Source organism: Streptomyces sp. BB1-1-1 (assembly GCF_031597775.1).
GTDB lineage: Bacteria > Actinomycetota > Actinomycetes > Streptomycetales > Streptomycetaceae > Streptomyces > Streptomyces thinghirensis.
In genome coordinates, this window is the sequence record NZ_CP134203.1 from 1,554,147 (window position 1) to 1,571,890 (window position 17,744).

Annotated in this window: 6 protein-coding genes; all 6 read right to left on the reverse strand. The window is 72.7% G+C overall.

Translation table 11 applies throughout. The features are described from left to right. Positions 1-66: 66 nt before the first annotated feature. The 6 genes from RI578_RS07245 to RI578_RS07270 are packed head-to-tail and all read right to left on the reverse strand — an operon-like array spanning position 67 to position 17,591. Positions 67-906, reverse strand: coding sequence for an alpha/beta fold hydrolase (locus RI578_RS07245; RefSeq protein ID WP_310870310.1), 840 nt, complete (start codon positions 904-906; stop codon positions 67-69). Continuing rightward, positions 903-2,168, reverse strand: coding sequence for a cytochrome P450 (locus tag RI578_RS07250; RefSeq protein WP_310870311.1), 1,266 nt, complete (start codon positions 2,166-2,168; stop codon positions 903-905). The genes RI578_RS07245 and RI578_RS07250 overlap by 4 nt, the downstream gene beginning before the upstream one ends. A 9-nt stretch (positions 2,169-2,177) precedes the next feature. Next, positions 2,178-4,235 (reverse strand): Gfo/Idh/MocA family oxidoreductase, encoded by a 2,058-nt coding sequence (locus RI578_RS07255; protein WP_310870312.1) that lies wholly within the window; start codon positions 4,233-4,235, stop codon positions 2,178-2,180. After that, complete coding sequence (locus RI578_RS07260; RefSeq protein WP_310870313.1) at positions 4,232-5,383, reverse strand: saccharopine dehydrogenase NADP-binding domain-containing protein; 1,152 nt, start codon at positions 5,381-5,383, stop codon at positions 4,232-4,234. Before RI578_RS07260 ends, RI578_RS07255 begins: the two co-directional genes overlap by 4 nt. After that, positions 5,380-10,953: a non-ribosomal peptide synthetase gene (locus RI578_RS07265; RefSeq protein WP_310870314.1), complete on the reverse strand. Its 5,574-nt coding sequence runs from the start codon at positions 10,951-10,953 to the stop codon at positions 5,380-5,382. Before RI578_RS07265 ends, RI578_RS07260 begins: the two co-directional genes overlap by 4 nt. Next, on the reverse strand, positions 10,950-17,591 hold the full coding sequence (locus RI578_RS07270) for a non-ribosomal peptide synthetase (protein WP_310870315.1): 6,642 nt from the start codon (positions 17,589-17,591) through the stop codon (positions 10,950-10,952). Before RI578_RS07270 ends, RI578_RS07265 begins: the two co-directional genes overlap by 4 nt. Between the last annotated feature and the right edge of the window lie 153 nt (positions 17,592-17,744).

Sequence of the window (17,744 nt, forward strand, 5' to 3'; positions counted from 1 at the left end):
CGGGCGTGGCGGGTCGTGTGCGGGTGGGCGTGCGGCGCGGCGTCGGGCTCGCCGCGTGGTCACGGTTCACGGGGTGCTCGGCCAGGTGCGTGCGCCGCCGGTGGTCAGCGAGGGGTCCAGCCGGCGCAGGACGGTGGCGACGACCTCGCGGCGCCGGGGCGTGAGGTAGAAGTGGTCGCCGGGGAAAGCCCGTACCTCGGTGCGGGCGGTGGTGAGGTCCGCCCAGCCCCCTGCCCGGTCGCGGCTGCGTTCCTCGCCGAGTTCGGGGTCCGCGCTGCCGGTCAGGACGTGCAGGGGGCAGGACAGTGGCGGCCGGTCCGCCGGCCGGTAGGTCTCGATGATCCGGTAGTCGTGGCGTATGGCCTTGAGGACCAGGGACCGCAGCCCGGGATCGTCCAGAACCTCGCGGCTGGTGCCGCCGAGTCGGGCCAGTTCGACGCTCAGTGTCTCGTCGTTCTGGCGGTGCAGGTGTCCGGTCACCGCGGTGCCGGGAGCGGCCCGGCCGGACGCGAACAGCCGTTGTGGGCCGGGGACTTTGCGGCCGGTGAGTTCGTGGGCCAGTTCCCAGGCCACGGCGGAGCCCATGCTGTGTCCGAAGAGGGCGTACGGCCGGTCGATCAGCGGTTGGAGAGCGTCCGCCACCGCACCCACCAGCTCGTGCATGTCGGCCGCCTCGGTGTCCTCGAAGCGGTCCTCGCGGCCGGGGTACTGGATGGCGAGGAGTTCGACCTCTGGGGGCATCAGTGCCGCCCAGGGCCGGTAGAAGCCCGCGGTGCCGCCCGCGTGCGGCAGGCAGACGAGCGTGTACCGGGGGGCGGATCCGCCGCTCCACCGCCTGATCCAGGGGCTGTCGGCCCGGGCTGCGCGGGCGGAGGGCCGCGTGGACGCATTCGGTGGGACGGTCACCAGGTCACCCTCAGTTCTTCGAGGCCGAAGGTGGCCGAGTCGTGCTTGATGACGACGTCTTCCCGGTCCCCGGCGAGGCGGAGGGTGGGGACGCGGCGGATGAGTGTCTCCAGCGCGACCTCCAGCTCCAGCCGGGCCAGGTGCTGTCCGACGCACTGGTGGACGCCGTAGCCGAACGCGACGTGGTGGTTGTCGGTGCGGTGGAAGTCGACCCGCTCCGGCTCGTCGAACTGCTCGGGGTCGTGGTTGGCCCCGGCCAGGAGGGCGATGACGCCGTCGTCGGCGGGGATCGTCCGGCCGGACAGGTCGATGTCCTCGGCGGCCACGCGCAGGGGAATGGAGTCGGCGACGGACAGGACGCGCAGGAGTTCGTCGACGGCTGCGGGCATGAGGGAGGTGTCTCGGCGCAGTTCCTCCATCAGCTCCGGCTGGTCCAGGAGGAGCAGAGTGCCCAGGGCGATCATGCTGGTGGTGGTCTCGCGGCCGGCGTTGATGGTGATGCCGAGGGTGGACAGCAGCTGGTCCATGGTCACGTGGCCGGGGACGAGCTGCTCGGTCACGAGCTTGGAGATCAGGTCGTCGCGGGGCTCCTCCCGCCGCTTGCCGACCAGTTCGGCGAGCAGGCCGAAGAGGCCACCGAGGGCTTCGGACACCTGTTCGGCGGTGCTGTTCCGGGAGCCGGAGATCCGGGTGACGTCCCGGAAGAACTCCAGGTTCTCGCCCGGGATTCCGAGCAGTTCGCAGATCACCGAGGTGGAGACGGCGTTGGCGTACGCGGAGACGAAGTCCGCGGGGCCGCCGGCGGCGAGCATGCTGTCCAGGATCTCGTCCACCCGTGCCTGTACGGCGGGGCGCATCGCCCGCACCCGGCGCACCGTGAACACCGGCAGGAGCATCCGCCGGTACTTGGTGTGCTCGGGGGCGTCGGTCCGGATGAAGGGACGGAACCTGGCCCCGGCCTCCTGTTCGCCCTCGCCGAGGGCCGGAAAGTTGGGGCGGCGGATGTCGGCGCTGACACGGGGGTCGGAGAGCAGTTCGCGGACGTCGTCGTAGCGGGTGACCACCCAGGCTTCTTTCTTGGTCGGCAGGGTGACGCGGGCGACCGGGTCGTGGGTGCGCAGGGCGGCGTACTCCGCGGGCGCGGCGAAGGGGCAGCCGCGCTGGATCGGGAAGTCCAGGGGCTCGGCAGCGGGTTCGGGCGCGGCATCCGTGCGGAGTGGGTCGGAGGCGTGGGACGCCGTCGAGGTCTCTGGGGTGTTCATGGGGTTGTCCTAGCCGTCGGTGGAGGAGGAGACGAGTGAGGTGGTGGTGCGCGAGGCGTCCGGGCCGCCGAACGAGGGCCGTGCGTGCGGAAGTTGCGGTGCGGCGGCCGGGCCGGGGCTGCCCGGTGCCCGGGTGAGCACGGCCAGCGGGGGTGCTCCGGGGCGGGTGGGCAGGGCACGTGCCGCCATGCCGGACTCGGTCGCCACGTCCTTCAGTCCGAAGGGCGCCCAGCGGTAGGAGTCGCGCACCTCGCGTTCCGGTTGGGCGGCGTCGTCCCGATAGACCCGCCAGGTGGAGTTCAGGCGCATCACTCCGGCAGCCGTCTCGTCAGGTGCTCCGCCGAACGACCACTCGTAGCGATGGCGGCCGGCTCTGGTGGTGGCGAGCCGGGTCTCGGGAAGGGTCAAGGGGCTTTCGAACTGCATGAGTTCGACGACCACCAGCCCGCCGGGCGCGAGCCGTCGGATCAACCGCCGCCACAGCCCGGCCCGCTCTTCGGCGTCGAGGTGGCCGAGGACTCCGCAGAGCAGGACGACGCTGATCCGGTCCGGGAGTTCCAGGTCGGGAGCTGAGTCCGCGGTGACGGTCACACGCGTGCGCAGGTCCTCGTCGCTGAAGACCCGGCTGGTCAGCACGGCGCGCATGCCGACCGACGGTTCGCAGGCGATGACCTCCGCGTCCGGCCGGGCCCGGACCACGGCCTCGGTCACCAGGCCGGTGCCCGCGCCGATGTCGACGACCGGACCGGTGCTCAGGTCGGCGTCGGCGAGGAGGGCGGCGATCGCGGGGGCGCTGGAGGTCGCGGTGTGCTCGGCGGCGACGAGGTCGAAGAACTCGGCCGACGGAGAGTACGCGGCGGCGTCCTCGGGGCGGGGCGGATCGGTCTGCGGTGAAGGGCCGACCCGCTCCCCGGCAGGAGCCGGCCGGTTGCCGGGAGGGGAGGCCGGTCCGGGGAGGGACGTTGTCTCGCGCGAGAATTCCTCCGGCACAGGGAAGACGTCACTGACCGCCAAAGGCCGGGGCGTGGCCGGCCGAACGATCTCGGGTGGCCCGAGCCGGGCCGCGAGGTCGGTCCAGATACGGCACACGGCCAGGTCGTACTGGCCCGCGCGCAAGGCGTCGCCGCCCTGCACGACAGCCTCGCGGAGTCCGTCGAGGGCCGTGCCGATCGCTTCGGGCCACAGGTCGGAGAAGACCGTACGGAAGGACACCGTGGTGCCGACCACCGCCGTGGTCCCGAGCCCGAGTCGGCCGGTGCCCGGACCGTCCAGGACGAACCGCCGGTCCGCGTCGCGCCCGATGTGCAGCCGAGGGCTCCACAGCACGGGGCCGTGGGTGTCGGCCAGGGTGAGCACTCCGCCCTCGGTCCCGAGCGATATCCGGTGCCAGTGCAGGGCGTGGTTGTCCCGGTCGGACGGGTCGAGTTGGTGGTGCACCCGCAGGGTGAGGGGCACGCCGGCGAACACGCCGTGCAGGGAGCGGAACGGCTGCGGTCCGATCTCGGCGGGCAGCGGTGCCGGGTCCGCGAACCGCCAGGGCCGCAGCGTGCCCATCGCCTGCCCGAGGATGTCCACCAAGGGGTGCATCAGGTGGACCGGGGTGGCCGCGTCCACGAAGAGCGGCCGCTGCTCTGCGACGAGCCGACGGGCCGCCTCGACGAAGGCGCGGACCGGGGCGACGTGCGGATAGTGGGTGTTGAGCCGGTACTGCACTCCCCGCTTGCGGGCGTGTCTGAGGTTGCCCGTCAACTCGGTGAGGTGGACGGGATGCTCCTGGAGGACGTGGATGCCCCGGTCCATGAGTGCCCGGGCCAGCTCGGTCCCCTGGCCGCCCGAAATGGAGGAACTCACCGCGACGCAGGCGGCGTCGATGCCCGCCGGGAGGTCGTCGACCTCCGTGAAGAACGGGACGCCGACGCTCTGGGCGTACGCCCGGGACGCTGCCGAACCCCGGCTCAGGATTCCGGCCAGGACGTATCCGGGGCGCCGGCGTACCGCCTCCGCGTAGAAGCGCCCGAAGTTGGTGCCGCAGACCAGTACGCGCAGCGGCGACGACGCTTCGCTCACAGCACACCTTCTTCCACCTGGTCGGCGCCGACCGCCGCGCCGGTGAGCCGGAAGTCGGCGGCCCCATGTGACCGCAGGTGCCCGACCACGGTGTCCGGGTCCAGCACCTCGCAGGCGAAGTGCACGCCCGCCGGGACCTCGCCCCGCAGTACCGCGTCCACCGCCAGCGTGCCCACGGCCGCCGTGAGGCGGTAGCTGCTGGACGCGCGCAGGGTCAGTCCCGCGGTCGCCGGCCGTCCGGACGCGGTGCCCGACAGCGCGAAGTCCATGACGTAGTACGGCTTGCGTCCGGCCAGGTCGAGGTCGGCGGCGAGGATCAGCCGGTCCGCCAGCTCCGCCGGGTCGTCCCCGGCGGCGAGGCGGCCCGGCAGTCGGTTGAGCAGGGCGCGTACGGCGGGGCCGGGGTGGACGTTGTACCAGTCGAGCCGGTCGAGGCCGAGAGCGGTGGCGAGGCGTTCGCTCTCCCCGCTCAGATAGGGCTGGAGGGCCACCCGGCCGGGGAAGGCCCGGTGTTCGGTGTCCTCGGCCGTTCGCAGGGCGCGCGGGACGCGCCGGCCGCCGCGGACGGCGGCGAGGGCCTCGCCGTATGCCGCGCCGTCGGCGCCTCCGGAGGTGAGGGAGAGCATGAGGTCGTGCGCCACCGTCGGCGAGCAGGTCTCCAGGCCGCCGCAGTGGGCGGTCAGCAAGGAGGCGCTGTCCAGGCCCTGCCCGGCCAGCCAGCGCGGCAGCAGGCTCGACAGTCCGGGCAGCGCTCCCGCCGAAAGGACGACGGTGCGGCCGTCGTGGGCCGGGTCGCCGGCCGCGAGGAGGTCTTCGGCGGCCGGGTCGTCCCCGGCCACGTCGACGCAGTGGGCGCCTGCGGCAAGTGCGGCGGCGGCCACCGTGGCGCGGAGCCGGTAGGTGGGGCCGACGCAGTTGAGGACGATGTCGCAGCCGTCGGTGAAGGCGCGCAGGCCGTCCGGTGCGGTGGCGTCCGCCCACACGGTCTCGTCATGGCCGGTGGGGTCCTCCTCGGCGACCGCGCACAGGGCCGACGCGGTACGGCCGCCCAGACGCAGCCCGGTGTGGCCGAGTGCGCGCAGTTCCCGCACGGCGGCCCGGCCGACCGCCCCGGAGGCGCCGAGGACCCCGATCAGAGGCTTGGTCATCGGGTGATCGCCCCCTGGGTCAGCCCGTCGAGGGTCTTGAGGATGCCGGGCGCGTGTTCGACGGACAGGCAGCTGTAGTGGTCGCCGCCGATGTCGACGATGTCAAGGTCGCCCAGGGTCAGTTCCTCCCAGTAGGCGGTGACGGCGTCCTTGCTGCCGGGGAAGGGGTAGGCGCCGTCGTGGCGCAGGAAGGTGATGTCGCCCGCGTAGGGCTCGGCGTCGTAACGGGTGATGGCGAAGACGCTCTGGCGGAAGGCGAGGAAGAGCCGTGTCATGTGGTCGGGTTCGTAGGTGCCTGCCGAAGCGGGCACCGCCTCGCACATCCGCGCGATGCGGGTGGCCCGGGGAACGTCGGCGAGTCGCCGGAAGCAACCCGCGACGTCCTCGAACTCCTCGGGCAGCGCGGCGAGTCCGCCGTCCGGCAGTACGCCGGGACTGGCGGCCAGGACCGTGTCGGCCGCCGCGGCCACCCGGTACTGGTCGCCCGGGAAGCCGAGGTCCACCGGGTCGATGCCCATCATGACGGCGAAGGAGTACTCGGCGAGCAGTTCGTCGTCGAGCCGGAAGCGTGGACTGTGGCTGCTGATGACGGTGAGGCTCTCCACCTCCGCCCCCGACTCGGCCAGGTTGCGGGCGACCTCGGTGGCGATCAGACCGCCCAGGCAGTAGCCGACAACGTGGAAGCGGCTGCGTCCGTCGGCCGTCAGTGCCCGCGCGTAGTCGGCCGCCATCCGCTCGATGAGCCCCTCCGGCGGCGCGTTGAGAAACCCGTGCAGATCCGGGACTTCCACGCCGACGACCTCGGCTACGCCCGGTGAACGGCGCCTGATCTCGGTGATCAGCGCCCGGTACGGCATGATCGTCGCCGTTCCCGCGTGCACCAGGACGGTCGTCGGCTCGTCGTCGGAGCGGGCGCCGTGCAGGTGGATCACCGGGTCCGTGCGTACGGCCTCCGTCGCGGGCGCGTCCTCGGCGCCGGCCAGGCCGCGCAGGAACCCGGCGAGACCGGCGACCGTGGGGCGGCGCAGCATGTGGCGCAGGACGATCTCCCACTCCAGGTCCGCCGCCTGCGGTACGCGTTCCCGCAGCCGGCCCACCATGCGGGCCACCAGGAGCGAGTCGCCGCCGAGGTCGAAGAAGTCGTCGTTCCGGGTGACGCGCTCGACCGCGAGGAGCTCCGTCCACAGCCCGGCGAGGCTGTTCTCCAGCTCGTCCTTCGGCTGCTCGTCCACGACGACCGGTGCGCTCTCGCGGGGCAGCCAGGTCCGCAGACGGGAGCGGTCGGTCTTGCCGTTGGCCGTGCGGGGCAGGGTGTCGACGACCTGCCACACCGAGGGGAGCATGTACTCCGGGAGGCGGGTGGCCGCCGTGCGGGCCAGCTCGCCCACGGGGACGTGGTACCGGTCGTCCTTCAGCGTGGCGAAGAAGACCTCCTGACCGGTGAGTGCCAGGGCGTCTCGGGCGTCGGGCAGTGACGTGACCTCGGACGCCCCGTGCGTGTCGAGGAGTTCCCGCCATTGGGTGTGGGTGAGGAAGGACTGCCCGGTGTGCTCGCGCACATCGGTCCAGGTCCGGCCGGCGACCTCCAGGAACTCCATGGAGACGAGTAGCGGGAGGTTCTCGTCGCGGGTGTTCTCCACGAACACGAGTTGTCCTCCGGGAACAAGTAGTTCCCGCAGTCGGCCCACGGCCGCGTCCGCGTCGGCGGCGGCGTGCAGCGTGTTGGCGCAGATCACTACGTCGAAGGTGTTGGGCAGCAGCTGCTGGGCGCGCGGGTCCTCGTCGACGTCGAAGCGCTGGTAGCGCACCCATGCGTGGTCGGCGAAGCGCTCGCGGGCCTCGTTCAGGAAGAACGCGGAGGCGTCGGTGAACAGGTAGTCGACGCCGTACTCGGCGAGGACGGGCACCAGTTCGCCGGTGGTGCCACCGACACCGCCGCCCACTTCGAGGACGCGCAGCCGCTCCTCGCCGGTGTGACCGGCGGCGATCTCGCGCAGCGCGGCGACCACCGCCCGGTTGAGGTGCCGGATGGCGAGGTTGTCGCGGTAGGCGGCGTCCGCGGCCTCCGTTGCCGCGCCGGGAAAGAGCAGCTCCTGAATGCCCGTCTCGCCGGAAACCAGCTCGGGCAGCCGCTCGGCACAGGTACGCATGACGGTGAGCAGCTCCGTGCTCCAGCCGACCTCGTGCTCCAGCGCCGCGGCCCGCTGCCAGCGGCGCTCCCTCTCAATGTCGGAGACGTGGACAAGGCCGGTGTAGGTGTCGTCCGTGGCCCGGTGGGTGAGCCTGTCCCGGGCGGCCAGGGCGCGCAGCCAGCGCCGCACGATGTGCCGGTGGCGGGGCGTGGCGTGCAGGGCCGCGCCCACTTCCTCCGCCGTGCGCGACGCGTCGTCGGCGAACGTTCCGGAGGCGGCGAGGACGCGCGTCATCTCGGTGATCGCCACTTCGTCGAGGGCTGCCAGGAAGTCGGTGAGCCGCACGGTGTCGACGGCCGCGGAGGCTTCACGTACGGCGTCGGCGGCAACTGTCCGCGCCTGGGCCCGCCTCGCCGCAGCGGGCTCCTCGCCGTCCCTGGTCGGCGCCCCGAAATGACCGGCCGGCCCACCGTCCTTGCGGGCCGTCTCCACGAACGCGGCCAGGCGCCGTCCGCCCGCCGCGGAGTCGTCGACGACGGCCGCGCCCGCCGCGACCGCCGGGTGGGCCTGTACGGCGGCCTCCACCTCGGCGAGCTCGACCCGGTATCCGCGGATCTTGACCTGGGCGTCCTCGCGGCCCAGGAACTCGATGGTCCCGTCGGGGAGGTACCGCCCGAGGTCGCCCGTGCGGTACAACCGCTCTCCGGTGACGGGGTCGGTGAGGAATCGCTGTGTCGTGCGCTCCTCGTCGCCGAAGTAGCCCAGGGCGACGCCTGTGCCGCCGATGTACAGCTCGCCCGGTACCCATTCGGGGCGGGGTCGCAGGTGCCGGTCGAGTACGGCGAACGTCTGGTTGGTCAGGGGCTTGCCGTAGGGGATGCTCGGGCGGGCCGTGTCCACGTCGCCGATCGGGTGGGCGATGGACCAGATGGAGCCCTCGGTGGCGCCGCCGAGGGAGATGATCTCCAGCCCCGGCAGGAGTGCGCGGGCCTGGTCGGGCAGCGAGACCGGTATCCAGTCGCCGGATATCAGCGCGAGCCGTAGCGAGGCGTCGTCGGCGGGGGGTTCGGAGCGGAGCCAGTCGCACAGCATGTGGAGCTGACCGGGGACCGAGTTCCACACGGTCACCCCGTAGTCGCGGACGAGTTCGGCCCAGTGGGAGGGGTCGCCGCGCCGGTCGGCCGCGGGCAGGACGAGGGTGGCGCCCACCGCGAGCGGCCCGAACAGGTCGTAGACGGACAGGTCGAAGCCGAGTCCCGCGATGCCGAGGACGCGGTCGCGTGCGGTGACGCCGTAGCGGCGGTTGATGTCCTCGACGGTGTTTCGGGCGGCGCGGTGACTGATCATCACGCCCTTGGGCGTGCCGGTGGAGCCCGAGGTGTAGATGATGTAGGCGAGGTCGTCCGGGTCGCGTCGGGCTCCCGCCGCGTCCGGCGTGGCGGCGGTGTCACCGAGGAGGAGGTCGACGGCGATGGCCGTGACGTTCTCCGGCAGGTCGTCGATCTCGGCGAGCCAGGACTGGGTGAGAACGGTGCGGACGCCCGCGTCCGCGATGATCGTGTCCCGGCGGGCCGGTGGCTGAGCGGTGTCGACGGGCAGGTAGGCGCCGCCCGCCATGAGGGTGCCGAAGACCGCGACGACCTGCTCCCAGCCCTTGTCCGCCCAGATGGCCACGGGCTCCTCGGGACGCAGCCCGGCTGCCGTCAGTGCCTCGGCGAGAGCGCCCGCGCGGGCCACGAGCTGTCGGTAGGTGAGGGCGACTTCGGGGGTCCGGACGGCGATCGCGTCCGGTGTGGCCTGTGCCTGCGCGAGCACGGGTTCGTGGAGCAGGGCATCCGGCAGGGGCCCCTCGGTCGCGTTGACCGCGCGCCTGCGCGTCGCCTGCGTCTCGGGCAGGGGGATGCGTGCCGGGGCGTCCCAGGCGGCCTCACCGGCTTCTCCCTCGGCCGACAGCGACTGTACGAGTCCCGTGTACGCCTCGAACATGGCGTCGGCCACTCCGTGGGCGAGCGCGCCCGCCCGGATGTCCCAGGACAGGCTCAGCGCGTCACCGCGGTGCATGACCTGGCAGTCGAGCCACACCTGCGGCGTCCGGGTCACGGCGTACGTCACCTCGGGGGGAACACCCTCGGAAGTGGCTCCGGTGCCCAGAGCGCTGGTGAAGACGACCGGCATCAGTACCGGCGCGCCGGCCCTGCGGGAGAGCTCGGCGAGCACCTCCGAGCCGGTGAACAGCGGATGCGCCAGGTCCTCGAGGAGCTGCTCCCCCACGGCCCTGGTCCGTTCGGCGAAGCCGGCCGGGGCATCGAGGTCGAGGGCGAGGAGTTCGAGCGAGGTGAAGTCGCCGATGAGACGGTCGATGTCCTCGTGCAGGGCGGGCCGGTCGACGGTGGGCACGTTGAGCGTGAAGCGGCTGGTCCGTGACCAGGCGCCGACCGTCTCGGCGTACGCCGTGAGCAGGGCGGCCGACACGGTCAGCCCGCGCCGCGCGGCCCGCTCGGTGAGGCGGTCCCGGTCGGGCGCGGGAAGCAGGATCTCCAGCCGACGGAACGTCACCGGGTCATCGGGAGCCGGAGTGCGGCCTGTCTCTCCGGGATCGCTCACCGCGGCTTCCCAGGCTTCGGCCAGGGGCAGTTCGGGGGCGGGCGGCAGGGTGTCGAGGCGGCCGGTCCAGTAGGCGCGGTCGCGGGTGTGCGCGTCGCTGTCGGCGAGAGCGCGTCGGGCCAGGACGTAGTCGCGGAAGGTGATCCGCGGCACGTCGGAGAGGGCGGCGCCGCCGTAGCTCCGCTGGAACTCGGCGAGCAGAATGCGCAGGCTGGCGTGGTCGATGACGAGCATGTCGAAGGCCAGGTGGAGTACGGCCCGCTCGGCGGTCCGGCTCACGTGCACGTCGAAGAGCGGCCACTGGTCGGTGGGTGCCTCGCGGGTGGCCAGACGCCTTCGGGTGCGCTCCAGCTCCGTCTCGGCGGTGCCGACCGGGAGCGCGGTCAGGTCGTCGGTCCCGACCACGAGGGCGGGTACGTCGGGCAGGACCCGCTGGTAGCCGTCGTGGTGGACGACGGCGCGGAGCATGTCGTGGCGCTGGACCAGTTCCCTCCACACGGCGGTGGCGCGGTCCACGTCCAGGGAGGGGTATTCCAGCTCGACATAGGCGTGGCAGCCGACGCCCCCGTAGGCGTAGGCGTCGGTGCGGCCGATGAGGTAGGCGGCCTGGATGTCCGTCAGCGGGAAGGGTTCGTGGCGGTTGTCGGGGTCGGCATGCAGGGCCGGTTCCCCGGCCTCCAGGTGGCGCAGGATGGCGTCCTTGTGCGTGCGCAGTTCGGCTCGGTGCGTGTCGGTGAGCCGGCCCTGGGGGGCCCGGAAGCGCAGTTGTCCGTCCTGGGCCCACAGCACCACGCCGTCGTCGGCGTAGCGGGCCAGCAGTTCAGCGATGTTCACAGCTCTCCGGTCTCGTAGGCGGTCCCGTGGGCCGCGAGCGTTCGGGTGACGTCCGCGGCGAGCGCGGCGATGGTCGGTGCGGCGAAGAAGCGCCGGACGGGCACGGCGGCCCCCAGGCGGCGATCGATCGCGGTCAGCAGGCGCAGCGCGGTGAGGCTGTCGCCGCCGGCGGTGAAGAAGTTGGCGTTGCGGTCCGGCACCCAGTGCGGCAGGTACCCGTGCCAGAGCGCGGCGAGGGCCTCTTCGGTCTCGCCCCGTGGCGGTTCGGCGCCGGCGGACACCGCCTGCGGGCCCGCCATGCCGGCCAGGGCTCCCCGGTCGGCCTTGCCGTTCGCGGTGAGGGGCAGGGCGGGTAGGAGGAGAATGCGGGACGGGACGGCGTAGACCGGCACCCGTTCCGCCAGCAGGGCGAAGAGTTCCTCGGTGAGTTCGGGGTCCTCGGGAGCCGGTGTGCCGGGCCAGGCGAGAAGCGGCTGGGGGGCGGTCGCGCCGCCCGTGGTGGGTTCCTGCGGTACGGCGAAGGCGACCAGGCGCTTGGCGGTGCGCTCCCCCACGGCCACGACGGCGGCCCGCGCGACGGCCGGGTGCGTTTCCAGTGCGGCCTCGATCTCTCCCGCCTCGATGCGGTGACCGGCGATCTTCAGCTGGCTGTCGAGCCGGCCGAGGAACTCCAGCAGTCCGTCGCCCCGGAACCGGCCCAGATCACCCGTCCGGTACCAGCGCCGGCCGTCCTGCTCGACGAACTTCTCGGCGGTGCGGGCCGGGTCAGCGAGGTAGCCGCGGGCCAGTCCCGCGCCGCCGATCCACAGTTCGCCGGGCGTCCAGTCGGGGCAGTCCCGGCCGTCCCGGTCGACCACGCGGTAGTGCTGCCCGGTCAGGGGACGTCCGTAGGGGATGGAGACCCACCGGGGGTCCAGCTCGGTGACGGTGAGGGTGTTGGACCAGATGGCGGCTTCCGTGGCTCCGCCCATGGCGACGAAGGAGCAGGGCCGTGCGGTCCGGGCCCGCAGCCGGGCGGGCAGGTCGAGGCCGATCCAGTCACCGGAGACGAGTGCGGTCCGCAGCCCGGCGATCCGGCCATTTTCCCCGCCCTGTTCGTCGGCGTCGAGCAGCAGGTCGAGCAGGGCGGGCACGGTGTTCCAGACGGTCACGCCGTACCGCTCCACCAGGCTCGGCCAGCGGGCCGGTTCACGGCGCTGGTCCTCGGTGGGCAGCACGAGGGACCCTGCTGCGGCGAGGAGCCCGAAGACGTCGTACACGGACAGGTCGAAGTCCAGCGCCGACAGGGCGAAGGCGCGGTCGTCGCCGGTGATGCCGTGCCGGGCGTTGATGTCGGCGACCGTGTTCCAGGCGGCGGCGTGGGTGATCTCGACTCCCTTGGGCTCGCCCGTGGAGCCGGACGTGAAGATCACATAAGCGAGCGTGTCCGGGGACGCATCGCAGGGCGCAGGCAGCGGCTCGCGGTCCTGCGTGTCCGCGAAGGACAGACCGCGGGGGCCGGTTCCCTCCTGGGTGGGCCAGCTCCCCAGGACCGCCTCGAATCCGGCGGTGGTGTGCACCCGTGCCAGCCGTGCGGCGGGCTGGTCGAGACTCAGGGGAACGTAGGCGGCGCCGGCCGCGAGGACGCCCAGGACCGCCGCGATCTGCTCCGGGCCCTTGGGTAGCGTGACCGCGACCAGGTTCCCCGGACGTACGCCCGCGTCACCGAGTGCCGCGGCGACGCGCAGCGCCTGCCGGGCGAGGGATCCATAGGTCACGTCCTGACCGGCCGTCGTGACGAGGGCGCTACGGCCGGGGGTGGTGGTCGCGTGGGTGAAGAATGCCTCGTGCAGCAGGCGTGGGGCCACCGGTTCAAGGGCGGCCTCCCGAGCCGTAGCGGTCCGCCGTTCGTACTGAGAGGCCGGCAGCAGGTCGGGGAGCGGTGCCTCCCAGTCGCCAGCGACGACGTGCCGCAACAGACGTTCGTAGGCGGCGAACATCGCGTCCAGGACGCCTTCGGGGAACAGCTCCTCGACGGCGTCCCAGGTGACGACCAGGTTCCCGGACTCCTCGGTGACCTGGTTGTCCAGACACACCTGCGGGGACTGGGAGATGCCCCAGACCTTGGCGGGCAGGCCGGTGCCCGGTGCGGCCAGCGTCGCGTCACCGACGCCGACGGCGCTGGTGAACACCACGGGCGCGGCGGCGTCCACTGTGCCCGTGCGCCGGCCGAACTCGCGCAGCAGCCAGTCGATCGGCACGTCGGCGTGATCGAGATCCTCCGCCTGACGGCGTTGCAGCGCCGTGGCCGCCGCCAGCCAGGACGTGCCCTCGCGCCGGTGACCGGCGAGGGACAGGGAGGTGAAGTCGCCCAGCACCCGGTGGATGTGGGGATGGACGTCACGCCGGTTGAAGAGGGTGAGCGTGACGGTCAGGGCGTCGGTCCCGCTCCAGGTCGCCAGGACCTCCGCGTACAGAGAGAGCAGAACGGTGGAGGGGGTGAGGCCGTGCCGGGCCGCGTCCCGCTTGACGGCCTGCCAGTCCTCGGCGGGCAGGCTCAGCCGACGCCGGGTGAAGACGGGCGCGTCGAGCGTCGCCGGGTCGCGGTCGAAGGGCAGGGCCGGAGGCGGCGGCAGCTCGGACAGACGGGACTGCCAGTGGGCACGCGCACGCGCGGTCGACTCGGGGTCAGAAGGGAGGCGGGTCAGGTAGTCGCGGAACGTCACCTCGACGGGTGGCAGCTCCTGGTCCGGGTCGGCGTAGAGCACGTTCAGTTCGGCGTAGAGCGTGGTGATGGAGAGCGCGTCGAGCACGAGGTAGTCCAGGCCGACGCCGACGCGAGTGCGTACCTCACCGTCCTCCTCCCCGGCGTCCTCGTCCTCGCGGTAGCGCACCGCCTCGATCGCGAAGAGCGGCCACCGCGCGGGATCACGGACCTGGCGGGACAGGCGCGCCCGCAGGCCGGCCAGGGCCTCGGCCGTGCCGCCGGCAGGGGCCTCCGCCACCGGGACGCGCACCGGCGGCACCTCGGGCAGGACCCGCTGGTGCCCGTCCTCGACGACGGCGCGGAGCATGCCGTGCCGTCGGACGAGGGTGTTCCAGGCGCGCTCCAGCCGGTCCAGGTCGACGTCCGTGCCGTCGAACTCCGTGTAGTGCCAGGTGCCGACGCCGCCGAGGGTGAAACGGGGATCGCGGCCGGTGTGGTAGGCGGCCTGGACGTCCGTCAGCGGGAAGGACTCGTGGGCGTGGCCCTGGTCGGGCACGAGGAGGGGGGCGGCGGCCGGTGCCTGCTCATCGCCGACGGTCGTCGCGGGGTGCAGCGTCTCGCAGAAGTGCTGGAGCACGGGACGGGCGAAGAGGTCGGCCACGCGCGCGCCGGGGAATCCGGCGGCGCGCAGCCGGCCGATCATACGGGTCGCGACGAGCGAGTCGCCGCCCAGCAGGAAGAAGCTGCTCTCGCGACCCACCTCGGACACCTCGAGCAGCTCTGCCCACTCGGCCGCCACAGCCGTCTCCACGGGGCCGACCGGCACGGAGGTGCGCGGTCCGTCCTGTCCGGCGGCCTCGCTCAGCGCCTGGTGGACGGCGGCCCGGTCGAGTTTGCCGTTGGCGGTCAGCGGCAGGTCGCGCAGGACCAGGAGGCGCTCGGGGACCATGTATGCGGGCAGTCGGTCCGCCGCCCGGAGGCGGACCTTCTCCGAGTCGGGTGCCTCACCGCGGACGGACACGGCCGCGGCGAGGTGCCGCGCCGGTGTGTCGAGGACGGTGGCGACCGCGTGCAGGACGGCGGGGTCGTCCTCCAGCGCCGACTCGACCTCGCCGAGCTCGATGCGATGGCCGCCGATCTTTACCTGGTGGTCGGCGCGCCCGAGGAACTCAATCATTCCGTCGGGCCGGTAGCGAGCCAGGTCGCCGCTGCGGTACCAGCGTTCGCCGTCGTGTTCGACGAAGCGTTCCGCCGTGCGCGCGGGGTCCGCACGGTAGCCGTTCGCCACACCGGGGCCGCCGATCCACAGCTCGCCGGGGACGAGATCGGGGCAGTCGCGCCCGCGCCCGTCGACGACTCGGGCCCGCATGTTGCGCAGGGGAACCCCGTAGGGGACGGACTTCCAGGCCGGGTCGGTTTCCTCCACCTCGAACACCGTGGAGTGGACCGCGGCTTCCGTCATGCCGCCGAGTGCCACGAAACGGCAGCCTGGTACGAGGGCCCGCAGTCTGCGGGGCTGGTCGAGTCCGACCCAGTCCCCACCGAGCAGCACCATGCGCAGGGAGTCGCCGAGCCCGTCGTCCTCGCCTGCGGCCATCAGCAGGTCCAGCAGGGCGGGGACGCACTGCACCAACGTCACCCGGTGCTTACGTACCAGCCGCGCCCAGTGGTGCGCGTCGCGGCGGTGCTCCTGTCCCACGGTCACCACCTGGCCGCCGAGGGACAGCGGGGTGAAGATGTCCCAGGTGGCGAGGTCGAAGTCCAGCGCGGAGATAGCGAGCGTACGGTCCGAGGGGCCGAGCCCGAGCTGCTCCTCCATCGCCTCGATGGTGTTGACGACCGCCCGGTGCGACACCTCGACACCCTTGGGCAGTCCCGTCGAGCCTGACGTGAACAGCACGTAGGCGGGCAGGGCGGGATCCGGCTGGACGACCGGCGCGGGTTCCGCCTCCGACGCGTCCTCCAGAAGCAGCACCGGAGCCGAGGAGACGTCCTCGCACAGGTGGGCGTGGTCCCGGTCGGTGAGCACGGCGGACGCGGCGGCCACGGAGTGGATGCGTGCCCGGCGCACGGCGGGTTGTTCCACGCCGACGGGGGCGTAGGCCGCGCCGGCGGCCAGGATGCCGAGGACCGCGGTGATCTGGTCGGCGCCCTTGGGCAGGGTCACCGCGACGGTGTCTCCCTCCCGTACGCCGTGGGCGTGCAGCAGCGTGGCGATCCTCCGTGCCGTGCGGCCGAGTTCGCCGTAGGTGAGCGTGTCACCCGTCGTGCGGACGACCGCGGTGCGGTTCGGTTCGGTCTCGGCGAGCCGGAAGAAGCAGGTGTGCAGGGCGCGGTCCGGGACCGGCGTGGGGGACAGGGCTGCCACCGCCCGCCGGGGCAGGACGTCGGGGGCGAGCAGGCCGTCCACCGGACGGTCCCAGGCGTCGGGGTCCGTCACGAGACGGGTGATGAGGCGGCGGTAGGCGGCGAAGGCGGCGTCGGGCACGCCGGCCTCGAACATACCGTCGCGGACGTCCCAGTTGAGGAGGAGACCGCCGTCGAGTTCGGTGACCTGCGCGTCCAGGTGGACCTGCGGCCCCTGCGAGATGATCCAGGAGGGGCGGCCGAAGGACTTCTGCACGTCCTGCTCAAAGATCTCCCCCAGTCCGATGGCACTGGTGTACACGACCGGGGCCAGCACCGGGGCCCCCTCGACGCGCGCGAGGTCGCGCAGCACCTCCACCCCGCCGTACGCGCCGTGGGAGATGCCTTCCTGCAGGCGTTCCTGGAGGCCGCGGGCCTGCCGGGAGAAGGGAAGGGGGGCACTCATGTCCGCGTCGAGCAGGACCGAGCTGCTGAAGTCGCCGACCAGACCGGCGACGTCCTGGGTGAACATCTCCCGGTCGAACAGCGGGAGGTTGAGCAGGAAGCGCCGGCTGTCGCTCCAGGCCGCGATGACCTCGGCGAAGGCGGTGGCGAGCGCGGCGGCGGGGGTGATGCCGTGCCGGCGCGCCGCGCTGATCAGCGCCGCCTTGTCGGCGGGGCCCAGCCAGTGGTGCAGGCGGCGGGAGTGGGTGAGCGCGGTGTCGTCGGCACTCACCGGCGTCAGCGGGTCGACGGTCGTCGGCAGGCGCGGAGCGCGGGGCAGATCCGGCAGCCGCTTGCGCCACCAGGCGGCGTGCTGTTCGCGCTCCGCTTTTCGTCGTGCGTCGTGCTCCGCCAGGTATCGGCGGTAGTCGAGGGCGAGTTCACGGGGCTGGTCGCCGGGAGACTCGTAGAAGCGGCGCAGGTCGGCCAGGAGGACCCGCAGGCTCAGCGCGTCACCGGCCATCATGTCCAGGTCGATCTGCAACCGGGTCCTACCGTCGGGGAGCAGACAGAGGGCCACGCGGAAGACGTCACCGGAGGTGATGTCGGGGCGGGCGTGGGTGTTGCGCTCGCGCAGCAGCTCCAGCTGGGCCTCGGCTTCGACGGCGGTGTGCTCACGCAGGTCGTGGACAGTGAGGGAAGTGGCCGGAGAGCCGAAGCGCTGTCGTCCCTCCTCGTCGAAGACCGCCCTCAGCATGCCGTGCCGCAGCACGAGCGCCCGCACGGCGGTGTCGAGCCGGGCGAGGTCGATCTCGTGGCCGTCGAGTTCGACGTAGAAGTGCGCGGCGACGCCACCGAGGGGCTGTCCGTCCTGGCGGCCGATCCAGTAGGCGTGCTGCATCGTCGCCAGTGGGAACGTCTCCGTCCGCCCTTCGGCCGTCACCGCGTCGAGCGGGACGGGTGGCGCGGTGGCGGATGCCTCGGCGCGTTCCTCCTGCACCAGCAGGGCGGTCCACGCGGCCAGGGTCGGCGTGCGGGTGAGGTCCTGGAAGGTGACCGTGCTGCCTTCGCGCCGCCAGGTGCCGACCAAGGACATCAACATCAGTGAGTCGAGACCGACTTCGAAGAGGTCTCGGTCGTCGTCCAGCTCATGGGGCGCCATCTGCAGTGCGTGTGCGACCGCTTCGCGCACTGTGGCCGACGTGTGAAGGGTTCCGTCACCGTCCGCTGTCCGCGCCTGGACGGCTGCTTCATCGCTCACTGAGGGGCCTTCCGGTCGGATGGGGTGGCCAGTTGAGGGCCGGCGTCTGAAACG